Annotated in this window: 15 protein-coding genes; 11 read left to right on the plus strand and 4 right to left on the minus strand. The window is 41.8% G+C overall.

Annotated elements, in window-relative coordinates:
• Window positions 1–38: 38 nt before the first annotated feature.
• The 6 genes from H6G86_RS16875 (at window position 39) to H6G86_RS16900 (ending at window position 9785) form a co-directional block, all read left to right on the plus strand.
• Window positions 39–1643 carry a 2-isopropylmalate synthase gene (locus H6G86_RS16875; protein ID WP_190935280.1) on the plus strand — a complete coding sequence of 535 codons (1605 nt, stop codon included), beginning with the start codon at window positions 39–41 and terminating at the stop codon, window positions 1641–1643.
• 100 nt (window positions 1644–1743) lie between these two features.
• The gene (locus H6G86_RS16880) at window positions 1744–2223 is read left to right on the plus strand and encodes a GNAT family N-acetyltransferase (RefSeq protein ID WP_190935281.1); all 480 of its coding nucleotides are present in this window, start codon (window positions 1744–1746) and stop codon (window positions 2221–2223) included.
• A 183-nt stretch (window positions 2224–2406) separates the two neighbouring features.
• Entirely contained in the window at window positions 2407–3078 is a 672-nt protein-coding gene (locus H6G86_RS16885) for a nuclear transport factor 2 family protein (RefSeq protein WP_190935282.1), read from the plus strand.
• Window positions 3079–3763: 685 nt separating this feature from the next.
• Window positions 3764–4159 (plus strand): hypothetical protein, encoded by a 396-nt coding sequence (locus tag H6G86_RS16890; protein WP_190935283.1) that lies wholly within the window; start codon window positions 3764–3766, stop codon window positions 4157–4159.
• A gap of 272 nt (window positions 4160–4431) precedes the next feature.
• The gene (locus H6G86_RS16895) at window positions 4432–4881 is read left to right on the plus strand and encodes a hypothetical protein (protein WP_190935284.1); all 450 of its coding nucleotides are present in this window, start codon (window positions 4432–4434) and stop codon (window positions 4879–4881) included.
• A 32-nt stretch (window positions 4882–4913) separates the two neighbouring features.
• On the plus strand, window positions 4914–9785 hold the full coding sequence (locus H6G86_RS16900) for an NB-ARC domain-containing protein (protein ID WP_313931115.1): 4872 nt from the start codon (window positions 4914–4916) through the stop codon (window positions 9783–9785).
• Between the two features lie 125 nt (window positions 9786–9910).
• On the opposite strand, the gene H6G86_RS16905 is transcribed toward H6G86_RS16900, so the two are convergent.
• A complete protein-coding gene (locus H6G86_RS16905; protein ID WP_313931118.1) occupies window positions 9911–12385 on the minus strand; it encodes a HEAT repeat domain-containing protein in 2475 nt (824 codons plus the stop codon).
• Window positions 12386–12660: 275 nt separating this feature from the next.
• Between H6G86_RS16905 and H6G86_RS16910 the strand changes: the two genes are divergently transcribed.
• The 5 genes from H6G86_RS16910 (at window position 12661) to H6G86_RS16930 (ending at window position 17975) form a co-directional block, all read left to right on the plus strand.
• On the plus strand, window positions 12661–12918 hold the full coding sequence (locus H6G86_RS16910; protein WP_190935285.1) for a type II toxin-antitoxin system ParD family antitoxin: 258 nt from the start codon (window positions 12661–12663) through the stop codon (window positions 12916–12918).
• Between the two features lie 117 nt (window positions 12919–13035).
• Window positions 13036–13473, plus strand: coding sequence for a hypothetical protein (locus H6G86_RS16915; RefSeq protein WP_313931120.1), 438 nt, complete (start codon window positions 13036–13038; stop codon window positions 13471–13473).
• A gap of 648 nt (window positions 13474–14121) precedes the next feature.
• Complete coding sequence (locus tag H6G86_RS16920; protein WP_190935286.1) at window positions 14122–15564, plus strand: RecQ family ATP-dependent DNA helicase; 1443 nt, start codon at window positions 14122–14124, stop codon at window positions 15562–15564.
• Between the two features lie 119 nt (window positions 15565–15683).
• Window positions 15684–16016: a hypothetical protein gene (locus H6G86_RS16925; RefSeq protein WP_190935287.1), complete on the plus strand. Its 333-nt coding sequence runs from the start codon at window positions 15684–15686 to the stop codon at window positions 16014–16016.
• Between the two features lie 72 nt (window positions 16017–16088).
• Complete coding sequence (locus H6G86_RS16930; protein WP_190935288.1) at window positions 16089–17975, plus strand: S9 family peptidase; 1887 nt, start codon at window positions 16089–16091, stop codon at window positions 17973–17975.
• Window positions 17976–18115: 140 nt separating this feature from the next.
• On the opposite strand, the gene H6G86_RS16935 is transcribed toward H6G86_RS16930, so the two are convergent.
• The 3 genes from H6G86_RS16935 to H6G86_RS16945 form a co-directional block, all read right to left on the minus strand.
• On the minus strand, window positions 18116–18382 hold the full coding sequence (locus tag H6G86_RS16935) for a hypothetical protein (protein WP_190935289.1): 267 nt from the start codon (window positions 18380–18382) through the stop codon (window positions 18116–18118).
• Between the two features lie 306 nt (window positions 18383–18688).
• Window positions 18689–19030 (minus strand): DUF4926 domain-containing protein, encoded by a 342-nt coding sequence (locus H6G86_RS16940; protein WP_190935290.1) that lies wholly within the window; start codon window positions 19028–19030, stop codon window positions 18689–18691.
• Complete coding sequence (locus tag H6G86_RS16945) at window positions 19027–19359, minus strand: DUF6883 domain-containing protein (protein ID WP_190935291.1); 333 nt, start codon at window positions 19357–19359, stop codon at window positions 19027–19029. Before H6G86_RS16945 ends, H6G86_RS16940 begins: the two co-directional genes overlap by 4 nt.
• Between the last annotated feature and the right edge of the window lie 25 nt (window positions 19360–19384).

Below are 19384 nucleotides of genomic sequence, written 5' to 3' on the forward strand. Positions count from 1 at the left end.
TATTGAGCCACAAGTAAAAATTAAACAACAAACCGCAAATGACAAACAAAACAGATCGAATTATCATTTTTGATACTACACTGCGAGATGGAGAGCAGTGTCCCGGAGCGACTCTGAATATAGACGAAAAGCTAGTTATTGCCAAGCAACTAGCGCGTCTGGGTGTAGATATAATTGAGGCAGGGTTTGCCTTTGCCAGTCCCGGAGATTTTGAAGCAGTCAGCAAGATTGCCCAAATTGTGGGGACAGAAAATGGCCCGGTAATTTGCAGTTTGGCAAGAGCGATTAAAGCAGATATTGAAGCGGCCGCAGAAGCATTAAAACCAGCCGTAAAGGGCAGAATTCACACATTTATTTCGACTTCTGATATTCATTTAGAGTATCAGTTACGGAAGTCACGAGCAGAAGTGCTAGCGATCGCGGAAGAAATGGTAGCTTATGCCAAATCTTTCATGACAGATGTCGAATTTTCGCCGATGGATGCGGCTCGTTCCGATCCAGAATTTCTGTACCAAGTGTTAGAGCGAACGATCGCAGCTGGTGCAACAACAGTTAACATTCCCGATACCGTGGGTTACACCACCCCTAGCGAATTTGGGGCAATAATTAAAGGCATTATTGAAAATGTCCCCAACATCGACCAAGCGATTATTTCCGTTCACGGTCATAATGATTTAGGCTTGGCAGTTGCTAACTTCTTAGAAGCCGTGAAAAATGGCGCACGGCAACTAGAATGTACAATCAATGGTATTGGCGAACGTGCCGGCAATGCCTCACTAGAAGAATTAGTAATGGCACTGCACGTGCGGCGGCAATATTTTAACCCTTATCTTGGCAGACCAGAAGAATCTCAAGAATCGCTGACAAATATCGACACCCGACAAATTTACAAAACCTCACGCTTAGTTTCTAATTTGACGGGAATGTTGGTACAACCAAATAAAGCGATCGTTGGGGCAAATGCCTTTGCTCATGAGTCTGGGATTCACCAAGATGGTGTGCTAAAAAATAAGCTCACCTACGAAATTATGGATGCCCAATTGATTGGCTTGACAGACAATCAAATCGTTTTGGGCAAACATTCAGGGAGAAATGCTTTCCGCACCCGGTTAAAAGAATTGGGCTTTGAACTGTCGGATACTGAATTAAATAAAGCCTTCGTCAGATTCAAAGAAGTAGCAGATAAAAAGAAAGATATTTCTGATTGGGACTTGGAAGCGATCGTTAACGATGAAATCCAACAAGCGCCCGATTTGTTCCGGGTAGAGTTGGTGCAAGTTTCCTGTGGTAGCAACGCCAAACCCACTGCTACAGTCACCCTCCGTACCCCAGAAGGTGAAGAGTTAACCGATGCTGCGATCGGTACTGGGCCAGTGGATGCAGTTTACAAAGCCATCAATCGGGTGGTGAATGTGCCCAACGAATTGATTGAGTTTTCTGTGCAGTCAGTAACAGCTGGTATTGATGCCATTGGAGAAGTGACGATCCGTTTACGTTATGAATCGAAAGTGTTTTCTGGTCATGCAGCGAACACAGATATCATCGTGGCATCCGCACAAGCTTATGTAAATGCTTTGAATAGGTTGTATGCATCTTTGCAAACTCAACAAAAGCCAGAGGAAGTAACTGCACAGAAAGTCTGAGATCGGATCTGTGAAACTGCTAGTTTTTAGCTGATGCTAACAAACTCCTCTCCAACTTTGGGGAGGAGTTATTTATGAGTTCCAAAAATCGTTGGAAATTATGCTGACAGAAAAACACATAACTATCAGAGAAAGCACCACCAAAGAAGATTCACTGATTGCAAAACACTCTTACCAAATGTGGCTAGATATTGGTGTTGATGAGAGTAATATTCTTGTGGAGTGGCAGAATATTACCCTCCAATTTATAGAAGAAGCGCGTCGAGATTTGTTTTATAAGGCTTTTATTGCAGAGATTGATAATAGAGTTGTGGGTTCTGCAAGTTGTCAACTGTTTGCAGGCTTATACCCGAATGTTTTCAAAGATGAATACCGTAAATTTGGATATATTTGGGGCGTTTATGTTGAAGAATCTTACCGCAGACAAGGCATTGCTAAATTGCTAACTAATAGAGCAATTGAATATTTAAAAGCGATCGGTTGCACGCGAGTGGTTCTTAACGCGTCACCATCGGGTAAACCAGTTTACTCCAGCCTCGGTTTTTCTGAAGGGAATGTAATGCAATTAGATTTGATTTAAAAACAGCAATTTTTTGCCTTGTAGTTAAGTTTCTAGCTCAAGATGAATCTGTGGTTGCTTGTGTTCGCATTTGTGCAATATTGATTTAATTATGAATATTGTTTAATTTTTTAGATTTTTTGATTTACTTGATAAGCATAAAACTTTATTCTAAAAAACGATGTTTATAACCAGTTAGCTTGTATGAGTAGCGAAAAAACTACAGAATTGCCACTCTGGGTACAAGATAGAGATATAGTCATTGCTCATGATGAAGAAGTACAGTGGCGAGAAGGAAAACGCCCGGATTATTCATACACCAATGAATTTCTTCATCAAGAGAGTAAATTTCAGCATCCTGAAGGTTCTTTAGAAGCGATCGCTCAAAACTTAGTCCGCACTTTTGAGATGGAAGCTTCTAATAAATCTAATCCTCAACAGTGGCTTTCGATTGTTACTGATAAGTTCAAAATGAGTACCAATGGAGGGCAACAATTCACTGCTCAGGATGTTGCAACCGAAGGGACTTATAACCTATTTTTGGGTAAAACTGAGCAATATAACTCTGAAACAGAAACCTTTGAATCTTCATTTCAAGTTTTTCATACAGCCTTCCCCAATGGCTTCCTTTGGGAATTAACAGAAGTCCTTTCGGGGCCGCCTAATGTTACCTTTAAGTGGCGACATTGGGGAACATTTAATGGTTCCTATAAGGACTATGCACCCACAGGTGAAACAATCGAAATCGTCGGAGTTAGTATTGCTCGCGTCACTGATGATTTGAAGATTGAGTCTTTAGAGCATTATTTTGATAATAATGTCTTTCTTCAGAAATTAACTGTAGGTGGTTGCCCTTTCCATTCCCAAAATCAGTAGATATAGTGTGCGTTACGCCGTAGGCTAATACCATTTCACTATAACCTTGATACATATAGATTTCGCGTAGGGGCACAACATGTTGTGCCCCTACCAACGTATTTGTATCATAATTCAAGAACGCACCTTGCATTGTTGACAGTGCGTTGCAGCAATCTGATTCGCCTAACTCACGATTGCAGCGATCGCCCACTCATCCACTGTTATCCTCAAGAACATTAGGAATTAATTACCAAGGCAGATGACTATTAGTGTCAACCTGACTTAAGCAACTGCCAAAACATTACGATATTAGTCACCAACATTACAATATTAGTGAGTAATATTACAACATTAGTCATCAAACATTACGGTATCAGTCAGCAACATTACAATATTAGTCACCAACATTACGATATTAGTGAGTAATATTACGACATTAGTCATCAAACATTACGGCATCAGTCAGCAACATTACAATATTAGTCATCAATATGAAAGCGATCGTGAATAAACTGAAGCTTGTATGAAGTTCAAATATATGATCTATATCAAAATCAGCATTTAGTTCTTGACTTCAGCAAAACCACTGGAATTGCCTACAAATATTATTAGAAAAAATATAATGATTTGCGAGTTTTTCTGATACAGAATACAGCTTAATTGAGGCAAGCTAGTTCTATAAATATCTTCAAGGAGTACATCCATGCCTCGTACAAAGCGGACATCGCGGGTTCTAGAAAAAGCTGAATTGAGAACGTCTGGATTCAAAGCAGTTGATTCAAACATGGATTTTGGTAATAGTTGCGATTTGGAAAATCTGACTCAATCAATTGATGAGTTTCGCACTATGCTTGATACTTATAACAACGCTTTAGCTGTGGTTGACTCTACTAAAACTAAAATCGATGAAATGGAAAAAAAGTTGAGTAAACTTTCAGATAAGATGCTGAAGGGAGTTGGTTTCAAGTATGGCACAGACAGCAGCGAATATGAAGTAGCAGGTGGCGTTCGTGACAGCGAACGTATACGCAAAAGCAGGTTGAGTCGATTGAAAGGTAGTGCAGGGCAGACATCAGACGAAAATAAGAAATCTGCTTAGTTTCCGCATAGGTAAGCTACAGAAAAAATAGTTAATCACAGATAAATATACAGCAGATTGCAACAGGCATGAGGTACAGATAATCGTAGGGGCACAAAATGTTGTGCCCCTACCCGTGTAGTTAATTTACCTGAAATACGCTGTAACCGCTTTCTCACAAGCGGTGCGTAGCTTGTCGCCGTCGGCATCGCCATAAAAAATTATTACATTAAGTGATTACCCTGAGTCTTACCCCTTATTATCAGGTGTTAATACAGAATTAGAGTAAGCAAATGGATATAATAACTTTAACTACTTTCTTGACTCCTTTTTTGCCGTACTTACTGAAAGCAGGAGAGAAAGCAGCCGAAGAAGCTGGTAAGAAGCTGGGTGAAGGGTTTGGCGCTAATGCCTGGGAAAAAGCCAAAGCTTTGTGGACTAAGCTGCAACCAAAGGTAGAAGCAGAGCCAATGGCGGAAGGTGCAGCAAAGAAGTTGGCTAAATCTCCTGATAATCAAAAAGCAAAAGCATCACTCCAGGAAGAACTTAAGAACTTCCTCGATGAAGATAAAAATTTAGCTGCTGAGATTGCCCGTTTGATGCAGGAAGATTCGGAGGTAATCTCTAAGGTTGTTAATACCTTTAATCTAACAATGTCTGGCAATGACAACGTAGCGCAGAACTTTGCGGGTGATGGTAATAAGGTGATTGCAAAAGTGGAAGGTGGTGCAACTATCAATTAGTCAGAAAACCAGAATAATAGGAAGTTAAAACTGTGCAGAAAAGACGCCTGAGAAGGTTATGGAAGCAGATAATACTTTTTCTGTCCAAGTTAGCTGGCTTTTTGAAAGGGAATCGTCGGAGATTAAAACGTAGGCGACATCTACTTATAAATGAAGTTTCTCAAACCCTTTTAGATAGAGATATTCCGTCTCAGGCTCAACAAACAGTTTTAGGTAACGTAGAAAACAATGAAACCTCTGCAACCAGTTTAAATCCTGATATTAAATCTCAGTTTCAACAAACAATTTCAGGTAATAAAAATGTTGGTCAAAACGTTGAAGGCGACAACAACATTATTGTAGGTCAGGTAGAAGGCAGCTTGACTATTAATTATCGTCGCCCAATTGACAGACCTTTTCAAGCACCGAGTTTACCTGCCAATTTTGTCGATCGCCCAGAAGTTACTGTAGAAATTAAAGCTCGTCTACTGGCAAACACATCTTCTGCTGGTGCTTTGCTTATCAGTGCTATTCACGGCTTAGGTGGCATTGGCAAGACAACTTTAGTTACTGCCCTTGCCTATGATGAAGATATCCAAAAACGTTTCTCTGGCGGTGTGCTTTGGGCAACTTTGGGACAACAACCAGATATTCTCTCTGAGTTGAGTAAGTGGGTACAAGCTCTAGAAGGAAACTATAAGATTAGCGCAACTAACATAGAGACTGCTAAAGCCCATTTGCGAACTCTACTACATGATAAGGCAGTTTTATTGGTAGTTGATGATGCTTGGGAACCAGATCATGTTAAACCCTTTATGGTCGCCAGTTCCCAATCCCAGCTATTAATCACTTCGCGGCGGGCCGATGTGGCTGGTGCCGTGGGTGCTTATTTGCAACAATTGAATTTGATGACGCCAGAAGAATCTCTAAAATTACTTTCTAAGTCTTTAGAACGAGAAATAGAAGGAGTAGAGAAACAAGAGGCTTTGAGAGTAGCCGAGACTGTGGGATACCTACCCATTGCGCTGAATTTGGTAGCAGCAAGAGTTAAATGGGGAATTACATGGATGAAGCTGGAAACGGCTTTAAAACAAGAGGTTGCAAACTTAAAAATTTTATATGGGGCGCGTCAAGAAAACTCTTTAGAAGCAACCTTTAATTTAAGCCTGAAAGCTTTGCGGGACTATGACGAACAAGCTTGGGAAAATTTTATTTGGTTGGGAGTTTTGCCAGAGGATGTAACAATCGCCGCACCAATGGCAGTTACATTATGGGATATGGAATCGCAGGATGAAGCTAATGAGCGTTTAGAGCTACTTTGGAATGATGCCTTACTTCAGTCTGATTCACCTGTATTTGTGGGGGGTGTTGAGTGCAAAGGCTACAGGATACACGATTTATTGCATGATGTAGCTCGTAGCCTATTAATTAAATCTCCGCCTACGGGAATGGGTTTGAGTTTACTTGATGCTCACAGCCAACTGCTAGAACGCTATCGGCTAAAGACTGAAAAAAGTCTTTGGCATACCCTGCTTAATGATGGTTACATTCATCAAAATTTAGTTTGGCATTTAGAAAAGGCTCAACGAATAGAAGAAATTCATCAATTGTTACTGGAAGAGTCGCAGATATCAAGCAATGGCTGGTTTGAAGCACGAGAAAAATTAGGACAAGCTGGGGGTTATATTACAGATATTTCTCGTGCTTGGGAATTAGCAGAAACGAATTGGAATGAAGCAACTTTGCCGCAAACTTTGGGCTTGCAGTGTCGCTATGCTTTGATTACTGCATCTGTTACTAGTCTGGCAGCTAATGTACCAGAAAAACTAATAGTTGCATTGGTCAAAAACAACTTATGGACTCCTGAACAAGGATTAGCTTACGCTCTGCAAAACCCAAAACCAGAGAAGAAAGTGAAAGCTCTGACAGAGCTAGTTAACTATTTGCTACCAAATTTAGAAAAACAAGCACTATCAGAAGCCCTTGTTGCTACTCGCCAGATTCAGCATGAGTGGAGCCGCGCCCATGCTTTGAGAGACTTAGCGGAGAAACTGACACCAGAATTGTTACCAGAAATGCTTGCTATTGTCCGCCAGATTCGGGATGAAAGCAAACGCGCTGATGCTTTGAGAGGCTTAGCGGAGAAACTGACACCAGAATTGTTACCAGAAGTGCTTGCTATTGTCTGCCAGATTCAGGATGAGGAACATCGCGCCTATGCTTTGAGAGGCTTAGCGGAGAAACTGACACCAGAATTGTTGCCGGAAGCTTTTGCTGCTGTCCGCCAGATTCAGTCTGAGTATTATCGCGCCAATGCTTTGAGAGACTTAGTGGAGAAACTGACACCAGAATTGTTGTCAGAAGCCGTTGCTGCTGCCCGCCAGATTCAGTTTGAGTATTCTCGCGCCAAGGCTTTGAGTGCTTTAGCTGAGAAACTGCCAGAATTGTTGCCAGAAGCCCTTGCTAGTGCCTGCCAGATTCAGTCTGAGCATTTTTTTGATTGCGATTTTTTGGTTACCTTAGTTGAGAAAGTTACACCAGAGTTGTTGCCGGAAGCTCTTGCTGCTACCCAACAGATTCAGTCTGAGTATTATCGTGCCAAGGCTTTAAGTGCCTTAGTTGAGAAACTGACACCAGAATTGTTGCCAGAAGCCCTTACTGCTGCCCGCCAGATTCAGGATAAAAGTTCCCGCGCCCGCGCTTTAAGTACCTTATCTGAGAAACTGCCAGAGTTTTTGCCAGAAGCCCTTACTGCTACCTGCCAGATTCAGGATGAGTGGAGCCGCGCCGATGCTTTAAGTACCTTATCTGAAAAACTGACACCAGAGTTGTTGCCAGAAGCCCTCGCTGCTGCCCGACAGATTCAGTCTGAGTATTATCGTGCCAAGGCTTTAAGTGCCTTAGCTGAGAAAGTGCCAGAATTGTTGCCAGAAGCCCTCGCTGCTGCTCAGCAGATTATTGATCCTGAAAGTAGTGCTCGCGCCAAGGCTTTGAGTGCTTTAGCTGAGAAATTCCCAGAATTTTTGCCAGAAATCTTTGCTGCTGCCCGCCAGATTCAGTATGAAAAACATCGCGCCGATGCTTTAAGTGCCTTAGCTGAGAAATTTCCAGAATTGTTACCAGAAGCCGTTGCTGTTGCCTGCCAGATTCAGTATGAAAGCGAACGCGCCGATGCTTTAAGTGCCTTAGCTGAAAAGCTGACACCAGAATTGTTACCAGAAGCCGTTGCTGCTGCCCGCCAGATTCAGCATGAAAAACATCGTACCGATGCTTTAAGTGCCTTAGCTAAGAAATTTCCAGAATTGTTACCAGAAGCCTTTGGTGCTGCTCGTCAGATTCAGGATGAAATTTTTTGCGCCTATGCTTTGAGAAACTTAGCTGAGAAGCTGACACCAGACTTGTTACCAGAAGCCGTTGCTGCTGCCCGTCAGATTCAGGATGAAGAGCAACGCGCCGATGTTTTAAGTGCTTTAGCTGAAAAGCTGACACCAGAATTGTTGCCGGAAGCTGTTGCTGCTGCCCGTCAGGTTCAGGATGAAAAGCAACGCGCCGATCTTTTAAGTGCTTTAGCTGAGAAACTGCCAGAATTGTTGCCAGAAGCTGTTGCTACTGCCCGCCAGATTCGGGATGAAGGCTACCGCGCCCGTGCATTGAGAGACTTAGCTGAGAAAGTGCCAGAATTGTTGCCAGAAGCCGTTGCTGCTACCTGCCAGATTCAGGATGAGTATTCTCGCCTCAATGCTTTGAGTACCTTAGCTGAGAAACTGACACCAGAATTGTTGCCAGAAGCCGTTGCTGCTGCCTGCCAGATTCAGTCTGAGTATTATCGCGCCCACGCATTAAGAGACTTAGCTGAGAAGCTGACACCAGAATTGTTGCCAGAAGTCATTGCTGCTGCCCGTCAGATTCAGTTTGAAATTTATCGCGCCGAGGCTTTAAGTGGCTTAGTTAAAAAACTGCCAGAATTATTGCCAGAAGTCCTTGAAGTCCTTGCTGTTGCTCGACAGCTTAAGGATAAAAGTGATCGTGCTTTTGGTTTGATAGACTTAACTGGGGAACTACCAGAATTGTTGCCAGAAGACGTTGCTGCTACCCAGCAGATTTATACTTTTGAGGAAAGTAGTCCCGCCAATATTTTGAGATACTTAGCTGAGAAGCTGACACCAGAATTGTTGCAAGAAGTCGTTGCTGCTGCCCGACAGGTTAAGGATACAAGTTTTCGGGCCTATGCTTTGATAGACTTATCTGGGAAATTACCAGAATTATTGCCAGAAGCCCTTGCTGCTACCCAGCAGATTTATACTTTTACTGATAAAAGTGATCGTGCTTTTGCTTTGAAAAACTTAGCAGAGAAACTGACACCAGAATTAATGCCAGAAGCCCTTGCTGCTGCCCGCCAGATTCAGAATGAAGAGCAACGTGCCGATGCTTTAATTGCCTTAGCTAAGAAATTCCCAGAATTGTTGCCAGAAGCCCTTGCTGCTGCCCGCCAGATTCAGGATGAAAGAGATCGCGCCTATGCTTTGAGAGACTTAGCGGAGAAACTGACACCAGAATTGTTACCAGAAGCCCTTGCTGCTGCCCGCCAAATTCAGGATGAAGGCTATCGCGCCTATACTTTAAGTGGCTTAGCTGAGAAAATGCCAGAATTGTTACCAGAAGCCCTCGCTGATGCCTGGCAGATTCAGTCTGAATGGAGCCGTGCCAATGCTTTGAGTGCTTTAGCTTCCGGTTTGTCACAAATGCCAGTTACTAAACTATTCCCTCTCTGGCAAGATATACTGCATAAGTTATGTCTTCGCACTCGTCCTGACTTGTTGCAAGATATAAAGGCACTGTTTCCAGTTATTTTTGCATTAGGTGGCGAAGCCGCAACAGCAGAAATTGCTCGTGAGATTGTGGATGTGGCGCGGTGGTGGAGGTAATTTAACAGGAATTTACAATGCCCCTCATTCAAGAATTGCTATAAAGAATAAACAATAAATTTCAGTTGAATGTACATCACTACCCAGAAAGAGGAATTTATCTATGCTTACATCAATGCGATCGCTCATGGTATTACTGTTTGCACAGTAGTAGCTGCTGTATTAACTGAAGGTGTAAACCCAGCGAGTTTAACTAACTTCTGGGGTACAAAGTCCGTTTCTTTGCTACCTTGAACTTCAGATAAGTAGCAATCTCGCACTGCCAACAACAAACCTTTGATGGCATCTTGTCCGCCTGTTTTAACTAAATCGTCTGCCTTTTTGAAAAAATGCGATCGCCATTTGCCATCGTTATTGCCATACAATTCTATTAAATACCAACCCGCAAGATACTCAGCTAAAGGATCGAGACAGAAACGGATTCTGTCTTTGGCAGAACCGATAGTTTGAATCAGGTGCAAACGCTTTTCCAGATAATTGAGGTGTGCTTCGGGGTCATCAATACCCAAAGCTGCTAATGCAGCAATGGCATCTACACGCTTGGCGGTTCCTGGTTGATAACTTTGCTGCAAGCATTCCCAGGCGATGGTTTTGGCAATTTGATGAACAGTGCGGTCATCAAATTGATTGTCTGTAACATCACGATTGAGTTCATTGACATAACCCAGCATCAAATTAGGAATATTCTCTGGCAACGCAGAAATATTAGATGTAACGTCTTTACTGGCGATTAACTGTTCAGCATAAAGTTTAGCCAGCAAGACAGTGATATTATTTTGACCGACCATCAGAGAAAGACGGTTACAAGCGTCAAAAAATTCCTGGTCAGTAAAGCGATCGCGTTTACCTCGCTGCATCAGATAAGCTTCCATAAAGGACGATAGTTTATTAGCCTCAATCCGCAGAGGTTTAATTATCGTCTTATTAACCCGCCCCAGCTTTTCTTCAATTCTAGAAGTAATCACCAATGCATTCACCGGAAACTCTGGCGACTCCGGCTCAATTGCTTCTCGTGTAGTCGCATTCATTTCTGAGAAACGGTCTACAATCACTAGAATGCGTTTCTTTCTTAACAAACGTAACAGTAATTCTTGACAAATCGGCTCTGGTTCATCAATTAAAGCTTGCAACTGTCCTCTGATAGCTTCTAAAAGCGGCGACTTACCTTCAGTTACCCGAAATTCTTCTTCTAACAGCACAGGTAACATCAAATGTTTGCAGAGTTGTTGGTCTTCATCCTCAGCCATTGCCCATCCAGCGATTCGACACGCTAAACTGGTTTTACCTACACCCCCTTCCCCACCAATTACTAGACAGCTACGTTGTTTCTCGAAAGTTGAGCGCAAATTCTCATTCATCAGTTGGGGAACTGTTGTACCATCCAGAACAACGGGAATGGGAATGTAACAGGCGCGACTGCTAACTGTATCCTTTTTGGGAAATTGTTCGCGGGCTGCTTTGATATATTTAGCTACCCACGCATCTAATACTCTGGGATGGTAATGAAACCAGCCAACAAATAGCACATATCGCAGAGGTACATTAACGCTGATAAATGGGAGAGAAAAATCTGTGTAGGGTTTGAGGGCGTTATTAATTTTCAACAACCATAAAGGGGCTACCTGCAAGAGAATTAACCAAATAGAAGGCAATAAGATAAGGTAGGCGGCAATTCCCAAGAGTAATTTATGCTTAAATAGCGATTCTAGAACTCTATCAAAGAGGCGAGTTTCTTTTTCTGCTTTCAGGGCATTGAGAGGGCGACGTATCAGCTTAATGTCCGTCTCTGTGAATTTATCTTTGTACTTTTGTATAGTTATTAATACCTCTTCAAAGTCTGAGATGACTTTCTGCAACTTGGAGGTAGGTAGAGCATTTGCTTTGTCCTGAAAGCCTGCCGCTATTCCTCCTAAACCTTTGATAGCACCTAAACGCACGTAAAACTGGCTATCATTCAGTAAGGCAATTAAATTCGGGACAGCCGATACTGCTTCTGTACCCATTGCACCCAAAGCGTAGGCAGAATTGTAACGTACAGTGGGGTTCTTATCTTTTAAGGCAGCAGTTAATACTGGGACAGCTACTTTCGCTTCTACACCAATTTTTCTGAGTGCAGAAGGAACATAAATGCGAACGAATTGCTCCTTGTCTTGTAACGCCGCCATCAACGATGGAACTGCTGCTTTGGCTGCTGTCCCAATATTTCCTAAAGCTAAGGTGGCGTACAGGCGGACTTGTCCATCTTCATCTTGCAATGCCGCACTTAAGGCTGGAACTGCTGGTGCTGCTTCTGCACCCAAATCTCCTAAAACCGAAGCGGCGTGCCAGCGAAGATTAATATCCTGATTTTTCAAAGCTTCAATCAGAGATGGTACTGCTGCCGAACCGATATTAACTAATGCATCTGCTGCAAGGCTTCTGATGTGGGCATCGTTATCTATAAGCTTCTCAATCAGAGGAGCAATTTTGCTGTCAGTACTGATTTGCGCCCAACTATTGCTTGTGCATAGTAGGAACAGTGTCAGGCATAAGACAACTACCTTGAGCGCACTAAGTAATACTTGTCTGGTATGCTTGGTCATTGAATCGGATTGAATCACCCGATGAACAACTCCAGTCAGAGAAACTATACCTAAGATTGTAATCTAACTGTCAATGTGGGTTAGCGATGTCTACGATGGTCACTGAGCTTGTCGTACCACTTCGTGGAAGCAAGCTATGCGGAGCGTCTCGTAGAGAAGTGCGGGCTACGCCTACGCACTGGTTTGCCCCGCTTTGCCCCGCTTTACTCAAGCTTGGTTAGCATGATTTTCTCTCGTTCTGTCAATGCTGTTAGAATCTAGATAAAAATATTAATTCTATAAAGCTAGAAAATATGTACATCCAAATTAAACCAGAACTAGAGCAATTTATTCAGGCACAGCTTGCAAGTGGTAGATTTTCTAATGCAGATGATGTCATCAATGAAGCCTTTAAACTGTTACAAGAAAGAGAGCAGAGGCTTGAAGAATTACGGCAAAAAATTGCTGTAGGAACTGAACAAATTGCTAAGGGACAAGTAACTGACGGCGAAGTGGTATTTGCCAGATTACAAGAAAAAGTTCGTCTAATTGCTGAGGATTCCTCGGAATGAGTAATTATTCACTATGGTTCAAACTTTTTCCCATATTATGATTAAAAGAACATTGATTCATATAGCTTCTAAGAGCCAATATTGAGAAACTTTCTTGCTCAGTCGCGGCTTTATAATGTGTTACATAAAATTGTTCAAGGGGTTTACGCTAATCTAGAAAAATCAACAGAGAAGCTTATGCACTTTTGTTTTAATCAATCTAAAAACCTAGATAAATTTCTACAGCGTCCTGATATGAGTGATGAAGAATTTCTTCAGAAAACACAATTATCTAGTGAGGCTGCAAGGAAAACAGTCAAATGTTGCAGAACGGAATTATCTAAATCTTTTCGATTATCTCCTGAAAAGCTGTATCCAGATGATAATTTTCTAGACATAATAAATTTGCCAAGTCCTGAATGGGACATGATGTATCTTGTACTTCCTCTAGAAGAAGCTTTAGGTATTGGGATTGATGAAGAGCAAGTTCCTAATTGGACTACTAAAACTGTAACTTTGGCTGAATGGATTGTAGATTTTCTTTCAAGATGTGATACAGGAAAATCAGTATTATAAATAAGTTGATGCAGCAACCTATTTATTTTAGATATATTAAAAAAAAATTTCTAGCCTACTCCCTGAAATGAAGTTGTATAGCAATGTCAGCGATCGCAATTTTTGAATGTCGGAATTGTGGGGTAAGACGACATGAAGATAAAACAGATACAGAGTAAAGATTATTAATTAGATTTTGCTGAAATAAATATCAGTAATTACAAAAAACTTGTTTAAAAATGAGGATATTACAAGCATATAAAGGTTAATAAATTTAATGAATAAAGATTTTACGCAATTCTTCTTTATTTTTTTGTTTCAAGCTTATCTATAGATATTTTTAGCATAATAAGTAATGAAGAGCCAAATCTTGATACTTTAGTTGAGGAGTCTGGAGCATTATTATGGATTCATGGCCACATTCACAATCAATTAGATTATCAAATCGGTTTGACTCGCGTTATTTGTAATCCACGTGGTTATCCAGATGAGCCAAATAATTACTTTAATCCAGGATTATCAGTGGAGATTTAATAGTTCAGGAGGCAGGATAAACCCGCTTTCTACCTCAATACAGTTCAGTTAAAATGATGAAATTACTGAACCATTAGCTGCATAACAGAAGCTATATTCAGCATTCAAGGATATGGGTGCATATAGTTACTGATTATGAATCAGCCTACAACAAAATCTTGGCAAGAAGTTCGCGCTGCTTTCAAACAAATCTGGGGTTATGAAGATTTTCGTCCACCACAGGGAGAAATTGTCAGCAGTTTATTGGCACAGAAAGATGCGCTGATTATTATGCCTACAGGTGGCGGGAAATCGATTTGTTTTCAACTTCCCGCACTGCTACAAACAGGATTAACTTTGGTAGTTTCGCCTTTGGTGGCGTTGATGGAAAACCAAGTTCAGGAATTACTACAAAGCAAGCAAAAAGCAGCACTTTTGCATAGTGAATTATCTTCATCTCAACGCCGTGCAACTCTGCAAGCTTTAGAACGCCAACAGCTAAGATTACTTTATTTATCGCCAGAAACTTTGCTAAGTGCGCCAGTTTGGGAAAGATTATGCCACCCGCAATTGCAAATTAATGGTTTGATTTTAGATGAAGCTCATTGTTTGGTGCAGTGGGGTGATACTTTTCGCCCAGCTTATCGCAGATTAGGGGCGGTACGTCCGGCATTACTCAAATCAAAACCACCAGGAACAAAAATTAGCATCGCCGCTTTTACCGCTACTGCTGACCCCTCAGCCCAAAAAATTATTCAAACAGTTTTACAATTACAGCAACCAGAGATTTTCCGCTTGAATCCCTACCGTCCTAATTTGCATCCTAGCGTTCGCATTGCTTGGACACCACGAGGTAGAAAACAACAATTATTAAAGTTTATTCAAAATAGACCGCAACAATCGGGGTTAGTTTATGTTCGCACTCGGAGAGATAGCGAAGATTTAGCCCAATGGTTAGCAGAGATGGGTTTTGCTACAGCTAGCTATCATGCGGGATTGGGTGCAACAGAACGCCGTGAAGTAGAAGCAAGCTGGTTAAGTGGCAAAATTCCTTTTGTTGTGTGTACCTGTGCGTTTGGTATGGGGATAAATAAAAGTGACGTTCGCTGGGTGGCACATTTTCACGCGCCGCATCTGCTATCTGAATATGTGCAAGAAATTGGCCGCGCTGGAAGGGATGGGAAACCAGCCGAAGCGTTGACATTGGTAAGTGAACCTACAGGGTGGTTAGATTCAGGGGATAAGCAAAGACAGGATTTTTTTCAAGAACAAATGCGATCGCAACAACAAATAGCGCAACAACTTGTGAAAAAATTACCAAAACAGGGAGAAGTGAACGCAGTAACTCGACAATTTCCCGAAGGTGCAACGGCGCTAGCTTTACTCCATAGCAATGGTCAGCTAAACTGGCTCGATCCTTTCCATTACACCATTGCTCAAAAAGCGGGAAATCAGCCACTGACTCAATTACACGCCGCTAAACAGATGCAGCAATATCTAACAACTAAGCAGTGTCGTTGGCAGTTTTTGTTAAACGCCTTTGGTTTTGACAAAGAAGCAGCTAACCTGCGTTGCGGACATTGCGACAATTGCCGTTAGCCCCTTTGGGGAAGTCAAAAGTCAAAAATTTTGAACCCTATAAATAAATTTACCTGCTCTGTACCTTTTTATTTCTGGTCAATGAGTATCAAAGCCTCATTAACGAGTATAAAAGGTGGATGGACGGAGCTAAAAGCCTCGTTCACGAGTATAAAAGGTGGATGGACGGAGCTAAAAGACTCGTTCACGAGTATAAAAGGTGGATGAACGGAGCTAAAAGACTCGTTCACGAGTATAAAAGGTGGATGAACGGAGCTAAAAGACTCGTTCACGAGTATAAAAGGTGGATGAACGGAGCTAAAAGACTCGTTCACGAGTATAAAAGGTGGATGAACGGAGCTAAAAGACTCGTTCACGAGTATAAAAGGTGGATGAACGGAGCTAAAAGCCTCGTTCACGAGTATAAAAGACTCGTTCAGGAGATCAATACATTATCCTTTATTCTCCAATGAGGTTCATCCAATAGGATGAATTGTCATTTTCACCACCAAGTGACAATAGGGTAGTCAAGTAGAGGATAAAATATGTCATCTGCTCAAGCGCCCTCCCTACCACCGTTGATTCCGCGCGAAATCCTGTTTGGGAATCCCGAAAAAACTAGCCCGCAACTCTCGCCTGATGGCAAGTACTTGGCATATATCGCCCCTGATGAAAAAAATGTCTTGCAGGTATGGTTGCGAACTATAGGACAACAAGACGACCAGATACTAACTGCCGACAAAAAGCGCGGTATCCGCATTTTCTTCTGGACTTATAACGCCGACCAGTTGATTTATATGCAAGACTCGGATGGCGACGAGAACTTTCACCTCCACTTGGTTAATATCCACTCCAAAATTGTGCGTGACTTAACGCCATTCCAAGGTGTGAAAGCAGAACTTGTGGAACTGGAACCCAAATTTCCAGATCAAGTGCTGGTAGCGTTGAACTTGAACAATCCTCAAAAGTTTGACGTTTACCGCATTAACCTTAAAAATGGTGCGGTTGAGTTCGACACTGATAACCCCGGTAACATTATCAGTTGGACATCTGACGCTGATTTTCAAATACGTGCAGCAACAGCTAGTACACCCGATGGTGGTTACGATTTGTTATTGCAGAAATCAGATAAACAGTGGGAAATTCTCCGCCACTGGGGGCCAGAAGAGGAAGGGAATTCTGTTAGCTTCTCAGATGATGGTAAAACCCTTTACATTCAAGGGAATCACGATGCTAACGCCAAACGTCTGCTAGCTGTTGACCTAGATAGCCGTCAGGAAACTGTCATTGCTGAAGATGAGCAGTATGATGTTGTGGGGATAATTATTCACCCACTGACACGAGTTATCCAAGCAGTTTCTTTTTACAAAGATAAACAGGAATGGCAGGTAATTGACCAAAGTATCGCCACTGATTTTGAAGAAATCGCCAAGGTGCGTCCTGGAGAATTCTCTATAATTAGCCGCGACTTGGAAGATAAAACCTGGCTAGTGGCTTATAGAACTGACAATGGCCCAGTTTATTACTATGCCTACAACCGAGAGTCCAAAACTAGCACTTTCCTCTTTAGTAACCAACCCAAACTCGAAACGTTGCAGTTAGCTTCAATGCAACCAATTTCCTACGAAGCGCGGGATGGTTTAACTATCCACAGTTACTTGACAACGCCTGTAGGAATACCTACGCAGAATCTCCCAACAGTACTGCTGGTTCATGGCGGCCCTTGGGCGCGGGATGTTTGGGGTTTCTCTCCCACAGCGCAATGGCTAGCTAACCGGGGTTATGCCGTTCTGCAAGTGAACTTTCGCGGTTCCACTGGCTACGGTAAAGCATTTTTAAATGCTGGAAATCGGGAATGGGCTGGCAAAATGCACGATGACTTGATTGACAGCGTTAACTGGCTGGTGGAACAAGGCATTTCCGATCCGCAAAAGATTGCGATTATGGGCGGTTCTTATGGAGGTTACGCCACTTTAGTAGGATTGACTTTTACACCAGAAATATTTGCGGCTGGCGTGGATATTGTCGGGCCAAGTAACCTGATTACTTTGATAGAAACTATACCGCCTTATTGGGAACCATTGAAGGCAATGCTTTATCATCGCGTTGGTAATTTAGAGACAGAAGAGGAATTTTTGAAATCGCGATCGCCTTTATTTTTTGCTGACCGGATTCAAAAACCTTTACTTATCGGTCAAGGTGCAAACGATCCGCGAGTGAAACAATCAGAAAGCGATCAAATTGTCAACGCAATGCAAGAAGCTGGTTTACCTGTGCAATATGCACTTTACACTGATGAAGGACATGGTTTTGCCAGACCAGAAAATCGTTTGCATTTTTTTGCGATCGTAGAGGAGTTTCTCGCCAAATACTTAGGCGGCAGATTTGAACCTTTGGCAGATATCCCCGGTCATTCAGGAATAGTTAAATAAAGTCTCACGCATGGTGGTCAGTGTCATTCACTAACCACCTTAATATTTTTAATTTGGATTTTCAACTAAATTTATTTGCCATAAATATTAGTTGCTATCAATAAATTTAGTTAAGATTCACTATTATCAATTACATCGATTTAAGTCCAAACATGATGAAGTTTACCACCAACAAGCATGATGATAGTTTTATAAAGTCCGAGACTAATTGAATCAGGATTATCAATTGCCCGTTTAATAGATGAGTAGTTGCGCCGAACATTCTTTTCGTTCGGTTCTTGTCCTTCTTGAATCGTGCAAATCTTTGCCAGTCCCCACCCTGTTAAGCCAAGCTGTTTAAGCCTCTGGGGTAGATCAATATCATAGTATGCTTGTTCGTAATCATATTCTTCTTGTTCCATTACCATATTTATTGACGGTAGATTAATAGCATGGTTTAGTTATAATAGGCTAAAAAAGCTTAATTTAAAAGTTTTTTAAAACTATAAACATTACATTAGTTGAGAAAATTGTATAACTTTTAATAAAAATCTAAAATATCAACGTACCAGGATAAATCCTGGTTTTTTTACTCAGATATAGGACTTACGCAAAACTACACGCTGTAGAGGCAATTAATGAATTACCCCTACCTAAAAATCAGGGTTTCGGCTATTGTTTGCGTAAATCTTAAGATAGTAAAAGCGATCGCTAATTATTTTCTCGCAAAATACTTAGATGATAGATTTGAACCCACTCTGATGCTCAGACTCTTCTTTTTGCAAGAGAAAATCGAGATAGTCTTGTAATTGCAACAGCCTCGCTCCCGATAGCTGGCGTAACTTCGCTAAAATCATTTCTTCTTGCTGCCATTGGGCAATGGGGATAATTTGAGATGCTGGTACTTCGATCGTCACATAGGGCAAATCAAACCCTTCCAGACTATACCCGTCCTCTTCCCCTTCAGGCATAGGGTAATGTTCCACAATTGTTGCAACATTCCCTCGCTTCAGATTGTATTCTGGTAAGTCCTGTGCTAAAGCAACTTGGGAGAATAAAGGGTACTGTACCTTCATGAGTTGGCTCCTTGATCTGGCACTAAGGTGACAAATTTGGTTGTATCGTTTGCAACCATCCAAATGGTTAAAATATTGAGTTCAACACCATTAATCCCTCGCAAACACGCACGAATAACATACTTCTGCCCATAACGAGTTGTTTCGATCGCCTCGGCAGGTTGCGTTAAAATTTGAGCGCGTAAATCCCGTTCCAGTTGTTGCCAGTTATCTAATGTGTACCCAGCCCTAGCGAGAAATTTAGATTTATCGTCTTTTGGCAACGGCACAAGCAGATACTTGGTTAGCTTTTCTTCTGCGATTATTGCATCCTGCGGTAAAAAGGCCATTGACTCATGGCATGAATTTTGGCTA

The organism is Nostoc sp. FACHB-133, assembly GCF_014698055.1.
Lineage (GTDB): Bacteria > Cyanobacteriota > Cyanobacteriia > Cyanobacteriales > Nostocaceae > Nostoc.

Bases quoted from the DNA above. Each gene is read 5' to 3' on its own strand.
- H6G86_RS16875 (WP_190935280.1), top strand. From the start codon at position 39: ATGACAAACAAAACAGATCGAATTATCATTTTTGATACTACACTGCGA.
- H6G86_RS16880 (WP_190935281.1), top strand. From the start codon at position 1,744: ATGCTGACAGAAAAACACATAACTATCAGAGAAAGCACCACCAAAGAA.
- H6G86_RS16885 (WP_190935282.1), top strand. From the start codon at position 2,407: ATGAGTAGCGAAAAAACTACAGAATTGCCACTCTGGGTACAAGATAGA.
- H6G86_RS16890 (WP_190935283.1), top strand. From the start codon at position 3,764: ATGCCTCGTACAAAGCGGACATCGCGGGTTCTAGAAAAAGCTGAATTG.
- H6G86_RS16895 (WP_190935284.1), top strand. From the start codon at position 4,432: ATGGATATAATAACTTTAACTACTTTCTTGACTCCTTTTTTGCCGTAC.
- H6G86_RS16910 (WP_190935285.1), top strand. From the start codon at position 12,661: ATGTACATCCAAATTAAACCAGAACTAGAGCAATTTATTCAGGCACAG.
- H6G86_RS16920 (WP_190935286.1), top strand. From the start codon at position 14,122: ATGAATCAGCCTACAACAAAATCTTGGCAAGAAGTTCGCGCTGCTTTC.
- H6G86_RS16925 (WP_190935287.1), top strand. From the start codon at position 15,684: ATGGACGGAGCTAAAAGCCTCGTTCACGAGTATAAAAGGTGGATGGAC.
- H6G86_RS16930 (WP_190935288.1), top strand. From the start codon at position 16,089: ATGTCATCTGCTCAAGCGCCCTCCCTACCACCGTTGATTCCGCGCGAA.
- H6G86_RS16935 (WP_190935289.1), bottom strand. From the start codon at position 18,382: ATGGTAATGGAACAAGAAGAATATGATTACGAACAAGCATACTATGAT.
- H6G86_RS16940 (WP_190935290.1), bottom strand. From the start codon at position 19,030: ATGAAGGTACAGTACCCTTTATTCTCCCAAGTTGCTTTAGCACAGGAC.
- H6G86_RS16945 (WP_190935291.1), bottom strand. From the start codon at position 19,359: ATGGCCTTTTTACCGCAGGATGCAATAATCGCAGAAGAAAAGCTAACC.